Origin of the sequence: Deinococcus multiflagellatus, from assembly GCF_020166415.1 — a bacterium.
GTDB classification, from domain to species: Bacteria; Deinococcota; Deinococci; order Deinococcales; family Deinococcaceae; genus Deinococcus; species Deinococcus multiflagellatus.
The window spans coordinates 46,643-67,715 of record NZ_JAIQXV010000006.1 but is presented as its reverse complement, the minus strand read 5'-3'; the positions used below and the strand labels follow the sequence as shown (position 1 = coordinate 67,715).

At 69.7% G+C, this 21,073-nt stretch carries 21 protein-coding genes and 1 pseudogene; 14 read left to right on the top strand and 8 right to left on the bottom strand.

Going from position 1 to position 21,073, the window contains the following annotated elements:
* Positions 1-2: 2 nt before the first annotated feature.
* The 4 genes from K7W41_RS09730 to K7W41_RS09715 all read left to right on the top strand — a co-directional run bounded on the left by K7W41_RS09730 (position 3) and on the right by K7W41_RS09715 (position 2,829).
* Positions 3-512 carry a phage tail protein gene (locus tag K7W41_RS09730; RefSeq protein WP_224607423.1) on the top strand — a complete coding sequence of 170 codons (510 nt, stop codon included), beginning with the start codon at positions 3-5 and terminating at the stop codon, positions 510-512.
* Positions 513-528: 16 nt separating this feature from the next.
* Positions 529-1,053, top strand: coding sequence for a phage tail protein (locus tag K7W41_RS09725; RefSeq protein WP_224607421.1), 525 nt, complete (start codon positions 529-531; stop codon positions 1,051-1,053).
* Between the two features lie 85 nt (positions 1,054-1,138).
* Complete coding sequence (locus tag K7W41_RS09720) at positions 1,139-1,654, top strand: phage tail protein (RefSeq protein WP_224607418.1); 516 nt, start codon at positions 1,139-1,141, stop codon at positions 1,652-1,654.
* Positions 1,655-1,752: 98 nt separating this feature from the next.
* Entirely contained in the window at positions 1,753-2,829 is a 1,077-nt protein-coding gene (locus K7W41_RS09715; protein ID WP_224607415.1) for a hypothetical protein, read from the top strand.
* A 10-nt stretch (positions 2,830-2,839) separates the two neighbouring features.
* On the opposite strand, the gene cobU is transcribed toward K7W41_RS09715, so the two are convergent.
* Together cobU and K7W41_RS09705 are read right to left on the bottom strand one after the other, a co-directional pair.
* A complete protein-coding gene (gene cobU / locus K7W41_RS09710; RefSeq protein ID WP_224607412.1) occupies positions 2,840-3,346 on the bottom strand; it encodes a bifunctional adenosylcobinamide kinase/adenosylcobinamide-phosphate guanylyltransferase in 507 nt (168 codons plus the stop codon).
* Positions 3,343-4,704 (bottom strand): cobyrinate a,c-diamide synthase, encoded by a 1,362-nt coding sequence (locus K7W41_RS09705; RefSeq protein WP_224607410.1) that lies wholly within the window; start codon positions 4,702-4,704, stop codon positions 3,343-3,345. The genes cobU and K7W41_RS09705 overlap by 4 nt, the downstream gene beginning before the upstream one ends.
* Before the next feature lie 294 nt (positions 4,705-4,998).
* Between K7W41_RS09705 and K7W41_RS23785 the strand changes: the two are divergent.
* From K7W41_RS23785 to K7W41_RS09685, 4 genes and pseudogenes are all read left to right on the top strand, one after another.
* Positions 4,999-5,160 (top strand): annotated as a pseudogene (locus tag K7W41_RS23785) (low temperature requirement protein A); the annotation flags it as partial.
* Between the two features lie 14 nt (positions 5,161-5,174).
* Complete coding sequence (locus K7W41_RS09695; RefSeq protein WP_224607616.1) at positions 5,175-5,462, top strand: hypothetical protein; 288 nt, start codon at positions 5,175-5,177, stop codon at positions 5,460-5,462.
* Positions 5,463-5,510: 48 nt separating this feature from the next.
* Positions 5,511-5,927 (top strand): MerR family transcriptional regulator, encoded by a 417-nt coding sequence (locus K7W41_RS09690; RefSeq protein ID WP_224607407.1) that lies wholly within the window; start codon positions 5,511-5,513, stop codon positions 5,925-5,927.
* A gap of 45 nt (positions 5,928-5,972) precedes the next feature.
* Positions 5,973-6,971, top strand: coding sequence for an aldo/keto reductase (locus tag K7W41_RS09685; protein ID WP_224607404.1), 999 nt, complete (start codon positions 5,973-5,975; stop codon positions 6,969-6,971).
* 74 nt (positions 6,972-7,045) lie between these two features.
* On the opposite strand, the gene K7W41_RS09680 is transcribed toward K7W41_RS09685, so the two are convergent.
* On the bottom strand, positions 7,046-8,446 hold the full coding sequence (locus tag K7W41_RS09680) for a replication initiator protein A (RefSeq protein WP_224607401.1): 1,401 nt from the start codon (positions 8,444-8,446) through the stop codon (positions 7,046-7,048).
* Between the two features lie 724 nt (positions 8,447-9,170).
* Here K7W41_RS09680 and K7W41_RS09675 point away from each other — a divergent pair.
* Entirely contained in the window at positions 9,171-9,947 is a 777-nt protein-coding gene (locus tag K7W41_RS09675; protein ID WP_224607398.1) for a ParA family protein, read from the top strand.
* The gene (locus K7W41_RS09670) at positions 9,944-10,819 is read left to right on the top strand and encodes a ParB/RepB/Spo0J family partition protein (protein ID WP_224607396.1); all 876 of its coding nucleotides are present in this window, start codon (positions 9,944-9,946) and stop codon (positions 10,817-10,819) included. The genes K7W41_RS09675 and K7W41_RS09670 overlap by 4 nt, the downstream gene beginning before the upstream one ends.
* A gap of 73 nt (positions 10,820-10,892) precedes the next feature.
* On the opposite strand, the gene K7W41_RS09665 is transcribed toward K7W41_RS09670, so the two are convergent.
* The 3 genes from K7W41_RS09665 to K7W41_RS09655 all read right to left on the bottom strand — a co-directional run bounded on the left by K7W41_RS09665 (position 10,893) and on the right by K7W41_RS09655 (position 14,878).
* Positions 10,893-12,008 (bottom strand): ABC transporter permease, encoded by a 1,116-nt coding sequence (locus K7W41_RS09665; RefSeq protein ID WP_224607394.1) that lies wholly within the window; start codon positions 12,006-12,008, stop codon positions 10,893-10,895.
* A complete protein-coding gene (locus K7W41_RS09660; protein WP_224607392.1) occupies positions 12,008-12,979 on the bottom strand; it encodes an ABC transporter permease in 972 nt (323 codons plus the stop codon). Before K7W41_RS09660 ends, K7W41_RS09665 begins: the two co-directional genes overlap by 1 nt.
* A 135-nt stretch (positions 12,980-13,114) precedes the next feature.
* Positions 13,115-14,878 carry an ABC transporter substrate-binding protein gene (locus tag K7W41_RS09655; protein ID WP_224607390.1) on the bottom strand — a complete coding sequence of 588 codons (1,764 nt, stop codon included), beginning with the start codon at positions 14,876-14,878 and terminating at the stop codon, positions 13,115-13,117.
* A gap of 151 nt (positions 14,879-15,029) precedes the next feature.
* Between K7W41_RS09655 and K7W41_RS09650 the strand changes: the two genes are divergently transcribed.
* Genes K7W41_RS09650 through K7W41_RS09635 form a run of 4 tightly spaced genes read left to right on the top strand, consistent with a single transcriptional unit; the run spans position 15,030 to position 18,992 of the window.
* Entirely contained in the window at positions 15,030-15,791 is a 762-nt protein-coding gene (locus tag K7W41_RS09650; RefSeq protein WP_224607388.1) for a GntR family transcriptional regulator, read from the top strand.
* Between the two features lie 58 nt (positions 15,792-15,849).
* A complete protein-coding gene (locus K7W41_RS09645; protein WP_224607386.1) occupies positions 15,850-17,067 on the top strand; it encodes an anhydro-N-acetylmuramic acid kinase in 1,218 nt (405 codons plus the stop codon).
* Positions 17,064-17,981: an N-acetylmuramic acid 6-phosphate etherase gene (gene murQ / locus K7W41_RS09640; RefSeq protein WP_224607384.1), complete on the top strand. Its 918-nt coding sequence runs from the start codon at positions 17,064-17,066 to the stop codon at positions 17,979-17,981. Before K7W41_RS09645 ends, murQ begins: the two co-directional genes overlap by 4 nt.
* A complete protein-coding gene (locus tag K7W41_RS09635; RefSeq protein WP_224607382.1) occupies positions 17,982-18,992 on the top strand; it encodes a serine hydrolase domain-containing protein in 1,011 nt (336 codons plus the stop codon). It abuts the gene before it with no gap.
* 248 nt (positions 18,993-19,240) lie between these two features.
* Here the strand turns inward: K7W41_RS09635 and uraH are convergent, their stop codons facing one another.
* Both uraH and pucL read right to left on the bottom strand, forming a co-directional pair.
* Positions 19,241-19,591: a hydroxyisourate hydrolase gene (gene uraH, locus K7W41_RS09630; protein ID WP_224607379.1), complete on the bottom strand. Its 351-nt coding sequence runs from the start codon at positions 19,589-19,591 to the stop codon at positions 19,241-19,243.
* A complete protein-coding gene (pucL, locus tag K7W41_RS09625; RefSeq protein ID WP_224607376.1) occupies positions 19,588-20,964 on the bottom strand; it encodes a factor-independent urate hydroxylase in 1,377 nt (458 codons plus the stop codon). Before pucL ends, uraH begins: the two co-directional genes overlap by 4 nt.
* Positions 20,965-21,073: the final 109 nt, after the last annotated feature.

The following is a 21,073-nucleotide window of genomic DNA, read 5'->3' as shown; positions in this document are numbered from 1 at the left end:
CCATGGACGAACCGTATATCGGCACCATTCAGATCTGCGCCCTGCCTTTCGCGCCGCGCGGCTGGGCCACCTGCGACGGGCAACTGCTGCCCATCAACCAGAATCAGGCGCTGTTTTCTATTCTGGGCACCACCTACGGCGGCAACGGGCAGACCAATTTCGCCCTGCCAGACCTGCGCGGGCGCGTGCCCATGCACTGGGGCGCCCAGGGCGGCCTGACCCTGAACATCGGCCAGCAGGGCGGCGAGACCGCCCACACCTTAAGCCTGGGCGAAATGCCGGCCCACAGCCACGCCCTGGTCGCCAGCAGCGCCGCTGGCAGCACCAGCCTCCCCGACAGCAGCCTGCTGGCGAGCGCGCCCATGTACGCCGCCGCCTCCACTCCCCTGAGCGCCCTGGCGAATACCTCGGTGAGCAGTGCCGGGGGTGGGCAGGCCCACAACAACCTGCCGCCCCTCTCGACCCTGAACTTCGTGATTGCGCTGGTGGGGATCTACCCCTCCATGAACTGAGCCAGGAGGCCCAGACGTGACCCCATACCTGGGTGAAATTCGGATGTTTGGAGGCAATTTTGCGCCGCTGGGCTGGGCGCTGTGCCAGGGGCAACTGCTGCCCATTTCAGAGAACGACGCCCTGTTTACCCTGATCGGCACCATCTACGGCGGCGACGGCCAGAGCACCTTCGCCCTGCCAGACCTGCGCGGGCGCCTGCCGGTCCACATGGGCACCATGCCGGGCGGAACGCCCATGGCCCTGGGGCAGCTGACCGGCACCGAAACCGTGACCCTCACCGCCGCGCAAATGCCGGCGCACGCGCACCCGCTGCAGGCCAGCACCCTCACGGCTGTCCAGGGGGGCGTCGTGAGTGCCGGGGCGTACCTCGCGCAGCCCGAGAGCGGCGAACTGTATGTGGGCACGGGGCGGCGGCCCAAGACGCTGGCCGCGCCTTCCCTGGGGCCCAGTGGCGGCGGCCAGCCCCACGAGAACCTCTCGCCGTACCTGTGCGTGAATTTCATCATCGCCCTGCAGGGCATCTACCCACCCCGGAACTAGAGGCGCAGCGCGCGGCCCAGCCGAAGGGCATGCCGCGCGCCCCCCGCACGCCTCTGCCCTTTCTCCACACCGCCACGAGGCCCACATGGAACCGTTTATTGGAGAGATTCAGATGTTTGCCGGCAACTTTCCGCCGCGCGGCTGGGCGCTGTGCAACGGACAGCTGCTGACCATTTCGCAGAATACGGCGCTGTTTTCGCTGCTGGGCACGACCTACGGCGGCAATGGCCGCACCACCTTTGCGCTGCCCAACCTGCAGGCGGCCAGTCCCATGGGCCCAGGGGCCGGCCCCGGCCTCACCCCCCGGTACCCTGGCGAGCAGGGTGGCGCCGCCAGCGTGACCCTGGTGGGCAGCGAGCTGCCAGCGCACACCCACACAGTGGGCGCTTTTGACGTTCCTGGCACCAGCGCCGTGCCCACCGACCGCGCCCTGGCCCGCAGCGTGAACTACAACGCGTACGGCCCCGGCACCCCCACCGTGACCCTGGGCGCCCAGAGCGTGGGCGCGGCCGGCGGCAGTCAGCCGCACAACAACCTGCCGCCCTATCTGGCGGTCACGTTCATCATCGCGCTGCAGGGCATCTTTCCGCAGCGCCCCTAAGCGGAGGTTTTTATGTGTATGTCTTCGTCCGGCCTCCGAGCCTGCCGCCCCATGCCGCGCTTGGGTTCGCGCCGGGCCGCCAGCCCCACGGGGCCTTCGTGAGCCCGCTCCCCTCGCGCCGCAGCCTGCTGAAAGCGGCGGCTGTGCTGCCGGCCCTGCTGGGCCCGGCCCGCGCCGCCCTGCCGGGGCCGCGCCCGCTGCGCCTCGCCGTGCTGCTGCCCGCGCACGAGAGCCTGCCGGGCTTTACGGCGGCCTTTCTGGCCGGGCTTCAGGGGCCGCTGCAGGCCGCTGGGGCCGGGCTGCAGGTCACGCGCAGTGGGCCGGGTCCGGCCCAGCTGCGCCGGGCGGCGGCCCAGGCCCTGGCCGGCGCCCCCGACGCCCTGATCACCCTGGGCGACGGCGTGCCCGAACTGCTGGGCGAGGCCCTGCCGCCCGGCCTGCCGGTGATTGCGGCGGGCCCCGGCGCGGCGCCCACCCGCCGCCCGGCGCGCGCGGGCCTGCTGGGGGCCAGCCTGCACGCCTGGGAAGCCGAGTGGCTGATGGGCGCCGAACTGGCCCGCCGCGCCCAGCCCACTTTTTTGCTGATCTCGCCGCTGGACAGCGGCTACGACCTGCCCTTTGCCTTCAGCCAGGGGCTGGCGCGCGGCGGAAAGCTGGTGGGCAGCGCGGTGCTTGACCCTGCCGCAGGCCCGCAGGCCCTGGGCACCCAGCTGCGCGCGGCGCGGGAGAGCGGCGCCCGCCACCTGCACCTGCAGGATTCAGCGCAGATGCATGCAGCCCTGGTGCGCCGGGCCGCGCAGCGTTTGGGCCTGAGCCTGAGTGTGGACAGCCTGGGCCACGGCGCCGAGCAGGTGCGCGCCCAGACCGCGCAGGGCCTGCACCCCGCCGCCGCCCTGGGCCAGGATGTGGGCCGCTGGCTGGCCCAGGCGTCGGCCGCCCTGCCGGCCCTGTCGCCGCTGGGGCTGGTGGCGGCCCTCAGCGGTGCGTCGTTCCAGGGCGCGCGCGGTCACCTGCAGGTGACGCCCGACGGCCTGCTGCGCGCGCCACTGGCGCTGGTCACGCCGGGCCGCGCTCCGCAGCCGCTGGCGCAGCGCCCCCCCGCTGGCGCCCTCCTGGACACAGCGCTGCGCAGCGGGCACCTGTACGCCTTTCCCCACGCCGCCGCGCCGAGCTAGAGCCCTCTGCTTACAACCGCAGCGGCCGCCCGCTCACCAGCAACCACGCCTCGTCACTGGCAGCCGCGGCGCGCTGGTTGACCCAGCCCAGCAGATCGCGGTAGCGCCGTGCCAGGGCGTTGTCCGGCACGATGCCGAAGCCCACCTCGTTCGTGACCAGGACAGTCAGACCGCCGCGCGCCGCCGCTGTGGCCAGCAGGGCGTCGGCGGCGCCCAGCACCGCCTCGTCGGACCAGTCGGCCAGCATCAGGTTGCTGACCCAGAGGCTCAGGCAGTCGAGCAGCACCACTGGGGTCAGGGCCGCCGCCAGCGCCCCGGGTACGGCCAGCGGCTCCTCCACGGTGGCCCAGGGGGCGGGGCGGTCCTCCCGGTGGCGGACAATGCGCGCGGCCATCTCGGTGTCGAAGGCCTGGGCGGTCGCCAGATAGGTCACGGGCTGGCCACTGGCCGCCGCGCGGCGTTCAGCAAAGGTGCTTTTGCCACTACGGGCGCCGCCCGTCACGAACACCAGCGTCACGAGCGGTTCTCCAGCGCAGCCGGGGCGGCGTGCCCGCCGGCGCACGCGCCCACCAGTCGCCGGGCCAGGGCGGGCTCGGCCGCCAGATGCAGGTGCAGGTAACTGGCCAGCACGTTTCCGGCGGCGTACCCCTCGGTCACGGGCTGCCCGTCCCCACCCGTCCAGCGGTAGGCCGGCTGGGTGGGCGCGTGCGTCAGCACCGAGTGGTGAAATTCGTGGCCGCGCAGCACGGCGCCTGCCGGGGCCAGCACAGACGGCGCCAGGGTGGTGGCCTCGTGATACCCCAGGGTGAGGCCCGGCGTCATGCGCGTGCGGTAGGGCACCACGCCGCACATCTCGAAGCGGATCCCAGAGCCGTGCTCCAGGGTCTCGCCCAGGTACATCAGGCCGCCACATTCGCCCACCACTGGGCGGCCAGAGGCCGCGAAGGCCCGCACCGCCTCACGCATGGACCGGTTGGCGCTGAGCGCCGCCGCGTGCGCCTCGGGGTAGCCGCCGCCCAGCAGCAGCCCGCCCACCCCGGGGGGCAGCCCCGCGTCCCGCAGGGGGCTAAACGGCACCAGGTCCGCGCCGGCCAGGCGCAGTTCGTCCAGGGCGTCGGGGTAATAGAAGTGAAAAGCCTCGTCCAGCGCGTAGGCCAGGCGCACGCGCGGGGCCGGGGCCGGGGGCGCAGCGGGTACCGGGAGCGCTGGGGCCTCTGCCGCGGCCAGCAGCGCCTCCAGCCGCAGGAAGCGGGCCGCCTCCAGCGCGGCCCCCTCGTCCCAGGAAGCCTGCTCGGCGCTCAGCAGCCCCAGATGCCGCGAGGGCAGATGCAGGGCCTCGGTCTGGGTCACGAAGCCCAGGACCGGCAGCCCCACCCCTGCCAGCGCCGCCTCGCACAATGCCGCGTGCCCAGGGCCCCCTACCCGGTTCAGAATCACGCCGGCCACGCGCAGGTCGCGGCGAAAGTCACGCAGGCCTGCCGCCACGGCCGCCACCGTGCGGGCCATCCCGGCCGCGTCAATGACCAGCACCACCGGGGCGCCCAGCAGCGCGGCGAGTTCGGCGGTGGAATGCTCGTCGCTGGTGGGGTCCCGGCCGTCGTACAGGCCCATCACGCCCTCCAGAACGCTGAGGTCGGCGCCCTGGGCCGCGCGGGCAAACAGCTCGCGGGTGCGCCCTGGGCCCAGCAGAAACGAATCGAGGGTGCGGGTCGCCTGGGCGGCGGCGCGGGTCAGGTGGGTGGGGTCCAGGTAATCCGGGCCCAGTTTGAAGGGCTGCACCCGCAGCCCGCGCGCCCGCAGCGCGAGGCACAGCAGCGCCGCCACCGTCGTCTTGCCGCTGCCGGAATGCGGCGCGGCGATCACCAGGCGCTTCACCGGGCGCCGCCGTGCAGATGAGCGGCCTGGGCGATGCCAGCCAGGGTGGGAGGTACCGGCCAGCAAAGGCGGTCTGTCCCGCTCGGGGAAGCAGGGCTGGGGGCACGCCGCAGGGGGGCCAGGGCAGGCAACAGCAGAGGAAGGCAGGGCATGATCAGGACTCCGGTGGACGCGTTGATGCCCACGATTCTAGCGGGGGCCGGCGTGCCCCGTTCCGGCGGACACGGCGTTGGTGGTCCAGCGGGAAGCCAGATGACGCGCCCACCGCGTGACCCGCTCCGGGCATGATGGGGCATGCCCTCTGCTGAGCCCCTCCCCCAGTCGTCGCCTACGGTCGAGCGGGTCAGCACGCTGGAACTGTTTCTGGACCTGGTGTTCGTGTTCACCGTGACCCAGCTCACGTCGCTGGTGGCCTCGGCGCGCGGGCCGGCCGATGAGATCAAGGCGGCGCTGGTCTTCCTGCCCATCTGGTGGATTTACAGTGGCTACGTCTGGCCCACGGCGCGGGCCGGGACGCCTGGCACCTGGCGCTGGGGCTGGCCCTGTACCTGCTGGGCGACACCCTGTACCGCCACCTGCTGCAGCTGGGGCCCCGGGGCGTGCGGCTGGGGGCGGCAGGTCTGGCGCTGCTGACCCTTCCCCTGGGCCACGCGGCCGGGGGTCTGGTGCAGCTGGCCGCCTGCGTGGCGCTGGTGGTGGCCACCCTGCTGGTCGAGGCGCGGCTGCCCAGCTCAAGGGGTGACCTCAAAGCGTCTTGACCTGGCCCCGCTTGACTTCGAGCGCACTCGAAGGCGTACGGTGCCCCCATGGCCCAGCCCCCGCTGCCCCTCAGCATTCAGGACGCCGCCGCGCACCTCGGCGTCAGTGCCCACACCCTGCGCTACTACGACCGCGAAGGGCTACTGGCCGTGCCGCGCGGCGGTGGGGGCGAACGCCAGTACACCAGCGCAGAACTGGGCCTGCTACGCATGCTCATTCGCCTGCGCCGCACCGGCATGGGCATGGCCGGCCTGCGCGAATTCAGCCGCCTGATCCAGCTGGGCGAGGCCGGCGTGCCCGCGCGCCGGGCGCTGCTGGTGGCCCACGAACAGGCGGTCGCCGCGCGGCTGGAAGCCATGCAGGGCGACCTGCAGGCCATCCGCGAGAAGATCGCGCTGTATGACCGCCTGCACCCGGAGGTGGCCCCTACCTCCGCCCCGCTGGCCGAGCCCGTGACGTCCTGACCCTCACCCCCTTTTTGCCCCACCCCGCCCCCAAGGAGGCCCCCCATGACCCGTCCCGCCACCCCCCTGCCTACCCGCCGCCTGCGTGACCTCACCGTGTCTGCCCTGGGTCTGGGCTGCATGGGCATGAGCGCCTTTTACGGTCCCCGCGACCAGGACGAGAACCGCCGCACCCTGGACCGCGCCCTGGACCTAGGCGTGACCTTCTACGACACCGCCGACATGTACGGCCCGCACACCAACGAAGAACTGTTAGGCGACTGGCTGCGCGGCAAGCGCGACCGGGTGGTGCTGGCGACCAAGTTCGGCATTGTGGCCGACCCCAGCGCGCCGGGCGGACGGCGCGTCAACGGCCGCCCCGAGTACGTCCGCCAGGCCGCCGAGGCCAGCCTGAAGCGCCTGCAAACCGATCACATTGACCTGTACTACCTGCACCGCGTGGACGCCGACACCCCCATTGAGGACACCGTGGGTGCGATGGCCGAACTGGTGCAGGCCGGCCTGGTGCGCGCCCTTGGCCTCAGCGAAGTCCACCCCGACACCCTGCGCCGGGCCCACGCGGTGCATCCCATCACAGCCCTGCAAAGCGAATACTCGCTCTGGACGCGCGACCCCGAACAGGGCGTGCTGGCAACCTGCCGTGAACTGGGAGTGGGGTTCGTGCCCTACAGCCCGCTGGGGCGCGGTTTCCTGACCGGGCAGATCCGGCGCCCGGAAGACCTGGCCGAGGACGATTTCCGCCGCCACAACCCCCGCTTCCAGGGCGAGGCCTTTGGGCACAACCTGGCGCTGGTGGCCGCCGTGCAGCGCCTGGCCGCCGAGAAGGGCTGCACGCCGTCGCAACTGGCGCTGGCCTGGGTGCTGGCCCAGGGCGAGGACCTGGTGCCCATTCCCGGCACCAAGCGGGTGAAGTACCTGGAAGACAACCTGGGCGCCCTGAACATCCACCTGTCGCCCGACGAGCTGGCCACTCTGGACGCCGTCTTTCCACTCGGCGCCGCGCAGGGTGACCGCTACCCGGATATGCGCACCGTCAACCGCTAAAACGCTGTTCCACAGCATGCAGCCCACTCCCTTTGACCGGAGTGGGCTGGGTTGTTTTGCTGCGGTGGGGTACCCTAGCCCGGCAGTTTCAGGCTCAGGCGGGCGCGCAGGTCACGCACCACGGTGGCCTTCTGCCCGCTGCTGATGCCCTTGATGGCCCAGGCCTTGATTTCCAGCGGATCTTCCAGGCCCTCGTCCAGGGCCAGCCGCAGGGTGTCCAGTTCCTGCAACTTCAGGTCATTGCGCAGCAGGAAGGTCAGGGTGCGCATCACTTCTTCCACCTGTTTCTCGCGGGGCTGGGCCCGCAGGCGGACATCTTCATCCACTTCCTCCTCAGAAGCCCCAGAAGGGGTCTCGAAGAGGGTGGGCTGAGGATTTCCCCGTGCCCCTTTCCGCTGGGCCTTAGAGGCCGGTTTCTGGGCCGGCATGGGCTCCTCGGGAATCAGATACTTGCCTGGGTTCTTCAGGACATCCACGAAGAAGGCAGGTTTCGAGCGGGGTTTGTAGCCAGTGCCCAGGATGACTTTGCAGCGGTCCACGGCGTCTTCCACCGCGCCCTCGCCGTGTTCGCGCACCAGTTGCAGGGCGCGGGTCTGTGTCACGCCCAGTTCGGCCAGTTCCTGCAGGAGTGCCGGGTCAGGTGGAATGAAGGCCTCGCCGAAGGTGTACTGCAGCATTTTTTTCTTGCCGCGCCCCAGGTACTCCACGCTTTTCAGGAAGCCCTTTTCCAGCAGTTCTTCGTGCGCCGCGTCCAGGGTGCGCTGGGCCATGCTGGGGCGGTCGGTCACGATCTTGCAGGCTTCGGCCCATTCCATCAGCCCCACCTGATAGGCCATCGCCACAGCGTCCGGGTTTTCGGGGTCGCGGCGCTGGGCATCCAGCAGGCGGTACAGCGCGCGGGTGGGGGGGCGGCGCAGTGTCTGCATGAACGACAAGTCCAGCGACTTCAGGTAACCCGCGCGCACACTGCGGGCAATCTCCTGCGGCAGCGTGATCTGCAGCACGCTGGTGGCGTCCAGCTTGTCCGCCTGCCCCGAGGTGAAGGCGATGCGGTCAATGTACCGGAAGTTCACGTTGGTCCAGCGCCCACGCGGGTGGTCGCGCCAGCCCTCAGAGATGAAGTAGGTCGTGGTGGTCAAACGTTTGAGGCTTTCGTCCAGGGCGCTGTAGTACCGGCCGCTGGTGTCCAGACCCGCCATCTGCAGCAACTGGTAGGGCGTGCAGGTCACCACGCCGTCAGGGGGCGAGCCCTGATCAATGTACAGGTTGACCAGGGCCGCGCTGATATCAGTGTCAATGCCGTGTGGAACGCCGTATTCGGGCAGGGCCTGGCAGGTCACCCGGTAACGGCGGTCGCCGTCTTCGAGTTCCACGCTCCAGTCGCGGTAGTCGGCGGGGATGCGTTCTTGCACGCTGATCAAGCTCAACCGGGCGATGTTGAGTTCGTCGAAGCGTTTGATTCCCTTGTCTGCCACTGCCCCCCCTGTTGTTGTTTTTCTTTTAGATCTTTTTATCTGTTTAAAAGATATATGTTGACAACAACAAGCGGCCGGGTCGCCCCCGCGCCAGGACGGCGTTTTCGGGGTAAAACGGCGCAAGTTGTCCGATAGTTTGGCGCAAGTTGTCCGATAGTTTTGACCCCTTTTCGGCGCAAGTTGTCCGATAGTACCCAGGCAAACGGCGCAAGTTGTCCGATAGTTTTGGCGCAAGTTGTCCGATAGGTCGACCTTGGAAACGGCGCAAGTTGTCCGATACCCATAGAGCAAAACGGCGCAAGTTGTCCGATAGTTGAGGCGAAAACGGCGCAAGTTGTCCGATAGGTCGAGTAACACGGCATCTACTGAAATTGCGGCCGTCCTAGACAGCTCTACCGTAAAAACGGCGCAAGTTGTCCGATAGTCGGCCCTTTGAAAACGGCGCAAGTTGTCCGATAGGTAGAATTAAGGATAGAGGCATAATTTAAACTGAATAATTTGTTATTAACAGATAAAACGCCCCTGTTTTCCTCACTCCTTGCCTGATGGTCTGTCAGCTTCACCACCTTCTGCCGCATGCCCCACCTCCTTCTCCGAAGTGACCTCCCGCCTCATTGGAAAATGGCGCAAGTTGTCCGATACCTCTCCAGTCTGCTCGTCATGTGACGAGCACCCCACCTCTAGAGGCAGCGAAAATCCAGAAAACGCGCTAGGCTGGGGCTCAATGCGCACACTGACGCTTTTCAATCATGCCGGCGGGGTTATGAAATCCAGCCTGACCCGCGATGTGGGCCACACGCTGGCGGCGGCCGGGCAGCGGGTGCTCCTGATTGACCTGGACCCGCAGGCCAACCTGACCGACTGGCTGGGCGTCAGCGGGGTAACGCGCGATCAGACGGTGTTCAACACTGCCACGCGGGGCGACGGGCTGCCCACGCCCATTCGCGTTCATGACCTGGACGTGCTGCCCAGTGATGTATCGCTGGCCCTGGCCGAAGGGCAGATGCTGGGCGTGGTGGGCGCCCACCTGCACCTGCGGCAGGCCCTGGCCGAGTGGAAGGACCGCTACGACGTGGTGCTCATTGACAGCCCCCCCAGTCTGGGGCAGCTGTCCATTCTGGGCGCGCTGGCGGCGGATCACCTGATTGTGCCGGTGCCCACCCGCCAGAAAGGCATGAATGCCCTGGCTGGTCTGGGCGAGGCGATGGCCACCTACCGCAAGCTGCGGCCCGATCTGACTGTGGCGCTGTACGTGCCCACCCTATACGACGCGCGGCGCTCGCACGACCGCGAGGCCTACGCCGCCCTGAAGGAGTTGCTGAGTCCATTGGCCAGCCCCATTGCCGACCGGGGGGCCGTCTGGAATGACAGCGCCAGCGCCGGCCAGCCAGTGGGCGTGTATGCGCCGGGCAGCCCGGTCCACCGCGACGTGCTGCGGGTAACGGCCGAAATTGCCCGGGCCACGGGCTTGAACGTGGAGATTGAAGGGGCACCAGTATGACCCGCAAAGCCCGGCCGGTCATCGGCGCGCGTCTTAGTGGGCTGGTGGCGGGGGTAGACGCCCTGGCCCAGCCGGCGGCCACCACGCTGGCGGTGGGGCAACTGCGCCCCGGGACCTTCCAGCCCCGGCTGCACTTCAGCGAACAGAGTCTGGCCGACCTGACCGCCAGCATTCAGGAACAGGGGGTGCTGCAGCCGCTGCTGGTGCGCCCGGTGGGCAGCGGCTACGAAATTGTGGCGGGGGAACGCCGCTGGCGGGCGGCGCAGCAGGCCGGCCTGGGCGAGGTGCCGGTGCTGATTCGCACGCTGGATGACCGCGAAGCCCGGCTGGCAGCGGCGGTGGAAAACCTGCAGCGCGAGGACCTGAACGTGATGGAAGAGGTGCGCGCGAAACTGCAGGTGGCCGCTGTGACCCTGGGCGTGCCCGAGGACGCCGCCGTGGCCCGCATGTTCGCCCTGGACCGTGCCCCGGACGCCGAACCAGAGCTGGTTTCTGCCCTGGACACGGCCTTCAGCGCCCTGGGCCGCGAATCCTGGCGCAGTTTTATTCGCAACCGGGCGGCACTGCTGAACCTGCCGGAGGACGTGCAGGCCGCCGTGCGGGCGGGTCTGGACTACCGCAAGGCGCTGGTAATCGGCCGCGCTGAAGTGAACGAGCGGCCAGAGCTGATTCAAGAGGCACTGGCGGGCGCCACCGTGGCCCAGTTGCGCGACCGGGTGCGCGGCCAGAGCCCGCAGGCGGCGCCGGACCTCTCGCAGGCGGTGGCCCGACAACTCCGTGACCGCCGTGCCCTGGCCCGGCTGGACGACCGGCGCCGCGCCAAGGTGCAGAAACTGCTGCACCAGCTGCAGGAACTGTTGGCCCAGGAGTAGTCCATAGGTCTTGGGGGCTGGCTGATTGGAGCAACTCCATCAGCCGGCCCCTGGACCCTTGTGCCCCTCTCCCCTACCGGCTCTGCGTATCGGCCGCGTCGCGCAGGGCGTCGCCCAGGAAATTGAAGGCCAGCACCGACACCACGATCAGCGCCCCGGGCAGCAGCAGCCACGGGTAAAGGTTCAGCGTCTCGAAATTCTGCGCGTCCTTGAGCAGCAGGCCCCAGCTGGTCATGGGCTCCTTGATGCCCAGGCCCAGAAAGCTCAGGGCGCTCTCGCCCAGGATGTAGCCGGGCAGGGCCAGGGTGGCCGTCACGATCAGAAAAGACGACAGGTTCGGCATGATGTGCCGCAGGATCACCCGCAGGTCGCTGCCGCCCAGGGCGCGGGCCGCCTGCACGTAGTCCACGCCGCGCGCGCCCATCACCTGCCCGCGCACCACCCGCGCCAGCCCCGCCCAGCCGATCAGGGCCAGCACCGCCACAATGCCCAGGTACACCCAGGTGGACGGCCACTTGGCGGGAATGACGGTGGAGAGGGCCAGCAGGATGGGCAGGCGGGGAAATGAGAGCAGCACCTCCACCAGCCGCTGAATCACGTTGTCCACCCAGCCGCCAAAGTACCCGCTGACGCCGCCCAGCACGATCCCAATGGCGAACGAGATCAGAATGCCCACCAGCCCCACGGTCAGCGACACCTGCGAGCCCACCAGCATGCGCGACAGCAGGTCGCGGCCGAATTTGTCGGTGCCCAGCAGGAAAATGGTGCCGCCCTGCACCCCGAACAGGTGCCACAGGCTGCGAAACACGCCCAGGAAGGTGTAGCCGAATTCTGCCGGGTCCTCTCCACGCACGAAGAACAGGATGGGCAGCGGGCGGCTGCGGTCCTCGCTGAAGGTGCTGGCGAAGGTGACGGGATCGCGGACCTTTTTGAAGCCGTACACAAAGGGGCGCATGAGCTGGCCGTTGTGGACCACATGCACCGCCTGGGGCCGCTGGTACGGCGCTTCTTCGTGCTGCGCGGTGATGGAATACGGCGCCAGAAAGCCGGCCAGCAGCGCCACCAGATACAGCGCCCCCAGCACCCAGGCACTGAGGACCCCGGCGCGGTTGCGGCGAAAGCGGCGCAGGGCCAGCGCCAGGGGGCTCTGGCGTTGGGCGCCCGTGGCCGTGACAGGGACCGCTGTCATCAGTCGAACCTCACGCGGGGGTCGGCCCAGGCCAGGGCCAGATCGGCCAGCAGGTTACCCAGCAGCAGCAGCAGGGCGCTGAACATCAGCAGGGTCATGGCCACGAACTGGTCCTTGTTCAGCAGGGCGTCGTACAGAAAGGGGCCGATGGTGGGCAGGTTCAGCACGATGCTGGCGATGATGGTGCCCGAAATCAGCCCTGGCAGACTCAGGCCCGCAAGGCTGATGAGCGGATTGACCGCGTTTCTGGCCGCGTGTCCCCACAGCACCCGCCGCGCGGCCAGCCCCTTGGCGTGGGCGGTGCGCACGTAGTCCTGGTGCAGCACGTCCAGCAGGGAGGCGCGCATCTGCCGCATCAGGCCCGCCACGCCCTCCAGGCCAATGGCGATCATGGGAATCCACAGGTGCGACAGCAGGTCCAGCACCTTGGCCCCGCTCCAGGGCGCGTCAATGTACTGCGGGCTGAACAGGCCGCCCACGTTCGTACCGCCCAGGTTCAGCACCAGCGCGATCAGGAGCAGCGCCACCAGAAAATCCGGCGTGGCGAGGCTGATGTAGCCCAGGAAATTCAGCACCGTGGCCCGCTTGCGGTGGTGGTGAATGGCGGTGTAGATCCCCAGCGGCACGGCAATCACCCACGACACCAGCAGCGTGAGCACCGCCAGAAAGACGGTCCAGCCCAGCCGTTCCCAGATCAGGCTGCCCACCGGGCGCCCGTTGGCAAACGAATAGCCGAAATCGCCCTCGGTGACAATGCCGCGCACCCAGTTCAGGTACTGCGCCCACAGCGGCTGGTCCAGGCCCAGCTGGCGCGTCATGGCCTGCAGCGATTCGGGCGTCACGCGCGGGTCTTCGCGGAACTGGTCCAGAAAACTGCCGGGCTGCAGCTGAATCACCGCAAAGCACACCACGCTGATCAGCAGCAGCGTGGGCACCATGCCCAGCAGGCGGCGCAGGGCGTAGGTCAGCACGGCGGGGATGTCGGATGTGGGTCGTGGGGTGTGGGAAAAAGCAAAGGCAACTCCTTGTGGGGTCAATACGGAAGGGGGGGCGGCGCGGTGGTGGGCCACTTCAGCCCACAACCCACAGCCCACCCCCTACAACCTCTACTTCTGATAGATCAGCGGCACCGGGTTGTAGCCCGGAATCACGCCCAGGTTGTACACGTAGTTGCCGTACTTGTTGCTCACGGCGCCGATGTTTTCGGGCTTGGCGATGGGGGTCACGGGGAGGTTCTGGGCGAATAGCAGCTGCCAGCGGGTGTACAGGGCCTTGCGGGCGCTGGCGCTGGGCTCTACGGCCGCCTTGTTGAAGATGTCGTAGATTTCCTTTTCCCAGGGGGCCATCTTGGCCGTGTTGGCGGGGTCGCCGTCTTTGGCTGGCTGGGGGGCGCGGTGCCAGTAGTACAGGCTGCCGCCGGGCTGCCAGATGGGGCGGCGCAGTTCGGGGTCAGGCTGGTCGCCAAAGGCGTGCAGGATCATTTCCCAGTCGCCGCTCTGGCCGGTGGCGAGCAGGCGGCTGGAGAGAATGCCCTTCAGGTTCACCTTCACGCCCACCTTGGCGAAGTCGCTTTGCAGGATGGTGGCAATGGGCGGGTACACCGCTGAATCGGTGCCGTACGTCAGGTCAATTTCGAGGGGTTGACCGTTCGGCAGCAGACGGATGCCGGCCGCGTTCTTGCGGTTCAGGCCCATTGCGTCCAGCGCCCGCCCGGCCGCCGCCAGATCAAATTCGCCCAGCTGGCGGGTGGTGTTCACATAAAAGGCCTTGTTGGCCGGCGCCACGCCGTGCCCCGGCAGGCTGGCAAGCCCGTTGTACACGCTGTCAATGATGCGCTCGCGGTTAACCGCCAGCTGCATGGCGCGGCGGAAGCGCACGTCGCTGAACACCTTGGCCAGCGCGGGATTCTTGGCGTCGAAGTTGTAGGCCACGAAGGGCGGGCTGCCAAACAGCGCGGTGGAGCGCACCACCTTGAAGGGCGCGCCCGCCACTTCCTTCTGCTTCAGGTCGGGAAACTGCGCGCCGCTGATGTTCAGCTGGTCGAGGTTCCCCGCCAGAAACTGCGCCACCTGGGCCTGGGGGTCACGGATGATCAGGAATTCCAGCTTGTCGAGGTAGGGCAGCTTGGTGCCCGCCGCGTCCACCTTCCAGTAGTTGGGGTTGCGGGTGAGGGTCACTTTCTGCCCGGCGGTGTAGTTCGCCAGTTTGAAGGGCCCGGTGCCCACCACCTCGCCCTCCGCCACGTTGGTGGGCCACGCCCCGTTGATGTCGGCAGGCTTGGCGCCGTTCTCCTGGCCGTACTTGGCCAGCTTGTGCTGCGGCATGATGAAGTAGCGCTGCTGCAGCAAGAAGGCGGGCGCTGGGCGCGGCAGGGTAAAGCGCACCGTCATGGCGTCCACCTTGGCAATGGTCACCGCCTCGCCGCCCAGTTTGAAGTTGCCCGGGTCACCAGCGCGGGCTTCAGGGTTCATGATCATGTTCTTGTAGGTGAAGATCACGTCGTCGGCGTCGAACGCCTGGCCGTCGCTCCACTTCACGCCCTGCCGCAGCTTGAAGGTGTACACCTTGCCGCCTTCGCTGATGGTCCAGCTTTCGGCCAGCGCGGGCTCGATCTTGTAGGTGGCGAGGTTAAATTCCACCAGTCCGTCGAACATCTGCTGCGAGATCAGGCCCAGGTTGTTGTCAATCACCCCGTAGTAAAAGAGGCTCTGGGGGCTGTCGCCCAGCGGCAGGGTGTACGTGCCGCCACTCTTGCCGGCGGTCACCCCAAGGGCGCCCAGGCCGGTCATCTTCTTGGGGGCGGCGTGCGCGGCGCCCAGCAGGCTGAGCGACACCAGGGTCAGGAAACGGGCAGCGCGGCTTACATGCATGGCAAACCTCCGAAGCACTTGAACGGCAGCAGGGCCAGCGGCGGCCAGGGCCCGCCGCCCACCAACTTGTCAGACACCCCAGCCTAAGACCAATCGCAGGCCACTTGCAACCTCTGGGCAAAGTGGTTCAGGAGTGGTACGGTCTGGGGCGATGCTCCTGTCTTCTCTGTCCCTGGATTCGGCGAGCGCCACCCCGGTGTATGTCCAGGTGGCGCAGGGGCTCGCGCAGCGCATCGAAAGCGGGCAGCTGCGCGCCGGCAGCGCCCTGCCTGCCGAACGGGAACTGGCCGCTGCGCTGGGGGTGTCGCGGGTCACGGTCCGTCAGGCCCTGGCGCTGCTCTCGCAGCAGGGCCTGCTGACCCGGCGCCACGGCAGCGGCACCTTTGTCACGCCGCCGCCCCGGCCGGGCGAGCTCCCCAGCCGCACCCTGGGGCTGCTGTCTTCCTTTTCCGAGGACGTGCGCTCGCGTGGGCAGGTGCCCGGGGCGCGGGTGCTGGGCTTCGAGCGCACGCGGCCCAGCGCCCAGGAAGCCATGAGCCTCGCCCTGTCGCCGGGCGAACTGGTTTACCGCCTGCGCCGGCTGCGCACCGCCGACGGCGAGCCCCTGGCGATTGAAGACTCCACCCTGCCGGCCGCCCTGGTGGGCGAGCTGCGCCCCGAAGAGGTGCAGGACGCCAGCCTGTACGCGCTGCTCTCGGCGCGGGCGCTGAGCCCGGCGCGCGCCATTCGCCACCTGCGGGCCTTGAACGCCGACCTGACCCTGGCGCCGCTGCTGGGGGTGCCGGTGGGCGCCGCGCTGCTCGCCACCGACCGGGTGTCGTGGCTCGCGGGCGGGCGGCCCATCGAGTACGCCCGCGCCCATTACCGGGGGGACCGCTACGACTTCGTGATGGAGTTGCAGGGCGGGGCATGAGTAGGCTCCTGGTGCAGCAAACGGGCGCTGGGCCCTTGCCCGGGTCCAGGGGCACGGCATGACCACCCGCCCCGCCCGCGTCCTGGGTTTAATGAGCGGCACCAGCGCCGACGGCATTGACGCGGCGCTCCTGGAACTGCCCGGCTGGCCCGCGCTGGGGGCGGGCGGGGCGGCAGCATGGCGTGGACGGCCGCCACTAACAGGCCCAGTGCCGCGTGGCCGGGTGCTGGCCCACACCTTCACGCCCTACCCGCCCGACCTGCGTGCCGCCGTGCTGCGCGCCGCGCGCAACGAGGGCACCCCCGCCGAGCTGACCCAGCTGCACTGGGCGCTGGGCGAGGCCCTGGCCCAGGCCGCTGCCCCGCTGGCCCCGGACGCCGACCTGATTGCCAGCCACGGCCAGACGGTGCAGCACCACCCCCGGCCCGATCCCGCTCGTGGCTGGGCGCGGCCCGCCACCCTGCAACTGGGCGAAGCGGCAGTGATTGCCGCCCGCACCGGCCGGCCCGTGGTGGCCGATTTCCGCCCCGCCGATCTGGCCGCCGGGGGCGTGGGGGCGCCGCTGGTGCCCCTGGCCGACTGGGCGCTGTTTGCCCAGAGTGGGGTGCGCCGGGCGCTGCACAACCTGGGCGGCATCAGCAACCTCACGTACCTGCCCGGGGTGGACCCGGCGGGGGTGCTGGCCTTTGACACCGGGCCGGCCAACTGCCTGCTGGACGAGGTGGCGGGCCGGGCCGGGCTTACGCACGACGAGGGCGGCGCGCTGGCCCGCGCGGGCACGGCGCATGGGCCCACCCTGGCCGCGTGGCTGGCCCACCCCGAGCTGGACATGCCACCGCCCAAGGCCACCGGGCGCGAGGTCTGGACCCTGGCGCGGCTGCCGCAGGCCGCCGACCTGGGCCAACCTGACCTGAGCCTGCCCGATCTGGCGGCCACCGCCGCCGCGTTCACCGCGCGCACAGTGGCCCAGGCCTACCGCCGCTGGGTACTGCCCCGGGGCCTGGACGAGGTGGTGGCCCTGGGCGGCGGCGCGCGCAACCCGGTCCTGATGGCCGCCCTGCGCGCTGAGCTGCCGGTGCCCCTGCGCACCGCCGCCGAGCTGGGCTGGACCGAACACGGCTTCACCGACGCCACCCGTGAAGCGGCGGCCTTCGCCTTCCTGGGCTACGCCCGCGCGCAGGGCTGGCCGGGCACGCTGCCGCACACCACCGGCGCGGCCCACGCGGTGGCCGCCGGCAAATGGATTCCCGCCTCGCCCACCGGAGCCTCCCCATGACCGAGCCTGCCCAGCCCCTGCGCCCCGACGCCCGCCGCACCGAAGGGGTGCACCCCGCGCACACCAATCTGGACACCCTGAGCACCTTGGAACTGGCCCAGACCCTCACCAGCGACCACGAGGTCGCGGTGCAGGCCGCCCGGCAGGCCGCGCCCCAGCTGGCCCGCGCCGCCGACGCCGCCCTGCCCCGCCTGGAACGCGGCGGGCGGCTGCTGTACGCCGGGGCCGGCACCAGTGGGCGCCTGGGGGTGCTGGACGCCTCTGAGTTACCGCCCACCTTCTCCTGGCCGCCCGAACGCGCCCTGGCCGTGATCGCCGGGGGCGAGCGGGCCATTCGCCACGCGGCCGAAGGTGCCGAGGACGATGAGGCGGCGGGCGCCCAGGCCCTGCATGCCCTGGCGCCCACCCCGGACGACGTGCTGATCGCTGTGGCGGCCAGCGGCACCACGCCCTGGGTGCTGGGGGCGGTGCGTGAGGCGCAGCGCCTGGGCGCCCTGACGGTCGGCCTGAGCAACAACCCAGATACACCTTTGCTGGCCCTCACCGATTGCCCGGTGCTGCTGGACACCGGCCCGGAACTGATCAGCGGCTCCACCCGCCTGAAAGCCGGCACCGCCCAGAAAATCGCGCTCAATACCCTGTCCAGCACGCTGATGGTGCGCCTGGGCAAGGTGTACGGCAACCTGATGGTGGACCTGCGCGCGGGCAACGCCAAGCTCGAAGGCCGCGCGCTGCGCCTGGTGATGCACGCCACCGGGGCGAGTGAGACGGCCGCCCGCGCCGCCCTGCAGGAGGCAGGCGGGCAGGTGAAACTGGCCGTGGTCTGCCTGCGCCTGGGGGTGGGTGTCCCTGAGGCGCAGCGTCGCCTGGAGGCCGCCGGGGGCCACGCCCGCGCGGCCCTGGGAGAAGCCTGAATGGCGCCCCTGATTCCAGCGCGCACGCACGCTCTGCTGGCGGCGGCGGTGCAGGCGCCCGGGGGCCCGTCGGGCGCGGCGCTGGGCGTGGTGGACCGGGCCGGGCAGCGCCAGACAGCCGTGCTGGGGCTGGCCCAGCGCGAGCCGCGGCCCGAGCCCCTGCCCGAAGACAGCTGGTGGGACCTCGCCAGCCTGACCAAGCCGCTGCTGACCGCCCGCGAGGTACTGCGCGCCGCCGAAGAGGGGCTGCTGGATCTGGACGACCCCCTGGGCCGCCACCTGCCGGACCTCGCCTGGATGCAGGACACGCCGCTGCGCACCCGCACGCTGCGCCAGCTGCTGACGCATACGGCGGGCCTGGGGCCCTGGACCAAGCTGTACACCTGGGGCGACGCGGCGACCATCCGCGCCCGCTTTCTGCAGGAACCCTGGCCGGTGGGTGAGGCCGGGCCCGTGCTGTACTCGGACCTGGGGTACGTGCTGCTGGGCCGCGTGCTGGAGCGGTTGCGGGGCCACCCGCTGCGCGCCTTTGCGCTGGACCCGGGTCTCGCCTTCACGCCGGACCCCGCCCGCACCGTGGCCACCGAGCAGTGCCTGTGGCGAGAGCGGTTGCTGCGCGGCGAAACCCACGACGAGAACGCGGCGGCCCTGGGCGGCGTGGCCGGGCACGCGGGGCTGTTTGGCACGCTGAGCGGCGTGCTGGGGCAGGCCGAAGGGCTGCTGCGCGGCGGCTGGCTTTCTCCGGCGGCGCAGGCCCTGGCCCTGCAGCCCCAGGTTCCCGAACGCACCCTGGCCTTTGTGCACGCCTGCCCCGGCTGGAGCGGCGGAAGCCTGTGCAGCCCGCAGGCGGTGGGCCACACCGGCTTTACCGGCACCGGGCTGTGGGTGGACCCTGGCCACGGCCTCGCCTGGGTGCTGCTCACCAACCGCGTGCACCCCACCCGCCACAGCGGCTTCGATATTCAGGGCCTGCGGCGGGCGGTGGGGAACACGTTGCTGGCAGGGCGGTAGGGGTTGGGGCAGAACTCCGGGACAGGTCGAGGGCGCAGAATCAAAGCAGGTCGAGCCGTCGAGGAGTCCAGCTGTCGAGGTGGGTTCTTCTCGACGGCTCGGCGCCTCCACACCTCGACCTCCCTCCAGGGCTAAGTACCTCGCCCCTCTCATTCCAACATTTCAGAAAAGCGCAGAAATGTTTCCATTCTCGGGGCGAGGCACTTTTTTCGCTTCTCGCTCCGCTCGGTTGATCAACAGCGAGCTACTTAACTGCCCCGGTACGTGCTGTAGGCCCACGGCGACACCAGCAGCGGCACGTGGTAGTGCGCGCCTGCGTCGGCCACGGTAAAGCGCAGGGTCACCACGTCCAGAAAGGGCGGCGCGTCCCCCGTCAGGTCGGCGAAATAGGGGGCCACAGCAAAGACCAGTTCGTAGGTGCCGACCTTCAGGGCGCCGCGCGCGATCAGGGGCTCGTCGGTGCGGCCATCGGCGTTGGTCACGGCCTCGCGCAGCAGTTCACGGTCCTGGCCCACGCGAAACAGCTGCACCCCAATGCCCGCGGCCGGGCGGCCCCGCGCGGTGTCCAGCACATGGGTGCTGAGCCCCGCGCCGCTCACGCGCGCTCCACCCAGCCCTCAATCACGCCGTAGGGCTCGGCGTCGGCGTGAAAGATGGTGCCGGGGTTGTCCAGGCCGTAGCGTTCCAGCGGATACAGGATGTGGTGGCGGTTGGGAAAGGAAAAGTGGATGCGCTCAATCTCGGGGCAGCGGGTTAGCACCGCCTCGCCAATCCGGTACAGGGTGTGCTGCATGCTGGGCGAGTAGTGGTCGGGAAAGGTGTCCAGCAGCGCCTCGTACACGGCCGTCCACACGGCGTCGTAGTCGCAGTCGGCCACGGCGTAGGTCCAGCGGGCACTCACCACCGTGGCCAGAATGCGGTCCTCGGTGTCGGGCAGCGTGGTGTAGGCGTCCCGGTGAAAGCCAGCCCAGCCGCTCTGCGTGGTTTTCAGGATGTACAGCTCTTCCAGACCGCTTTCCACCGTGAAGGTCTGTCCGTCGCCCCAGACCGTGGCCGTGTGCTTGGGCATCTGGCGCACGAAGGCGTGGTCGTGGGGCTGCCCGCCGCTGACCATGCGCGCCCAGGTGTGCTGGGTAAAGGTCACGCGCGCGCCCTGCACCCGGGGCCCCTGGGTCACAAAATGTGTGATCAGATGCTTGCCAAAGGCCTCAATGCTGCCCGTCAGCCCGTCGCGGGCCAGGGCGTAAACGGTGTTGCGCATGGTGTCGGTGGCGACCAGCCCGGTGTTGTCACCATCGGTATGGGCGGCGTCAAAGTCACCGGTGACCGCCACGCGCACCTGCATATCCTTGATGTCGTGGCGCGGCCCGTCCCGGAACACCTTGAACAGCCGCACATCGGCCTTGCCGTAATTGTTCTCGCCCAGCTTGACCTTCACCGTCATGGCAGGTTCCTCCTGTGAGGTGGGGGCCGGCGCGCCGCCGGGCTGAATCAGGTCCAGCACCCGCAGGCGGGCAATGCGGCCAATCTCATGCAGGGCCGCCGCCCGTTCCTGTTCGGGGCTGTGGGTCAGGCGGCGCCGGGCCCCCTCGAAAATGCTGGCCTTGGTGTGTTCGCGCACGCACACCACGTAGGGCATGGCAAAGCGCGCGTGGTACGCGGCGTTCAGCGCCTGGAACTCGGCGTATTCGTCCGGGCTCAGGCGGTCCAGGCCCGCGCTCGCCTGCTCGCGGGTGCTTTCGGGGGTCAGGTCGCCGGCCAGCGCGGCCTTGCCGGCCAGATCGGGGTGCGCGCGGATCAGGGCCAGTTGGGCCTCTGGAGAACCGGCCTGGGCCGCCTGGGCAAAGGCCTGGGCGACGGCTTCAGCACTGCGGTACGGCCGCCCCGCCGCCACCTGCGCGGCGTAGTGCGGCGAATGTTCCAGCACGCCCGCAAAGTGGGCGGCGAAGTCTTCCGGGCTCAGGGCATTCAAGGTGGAAAGGGGCAGCGCGTGGGGGGCCAGGGCAAACGCTCCAGTCGTCCGCAGGACGGGGGCAGGGAGAGGCGGGGAAGAGGAACACCTGGGGGCACGGCGCCGCCCC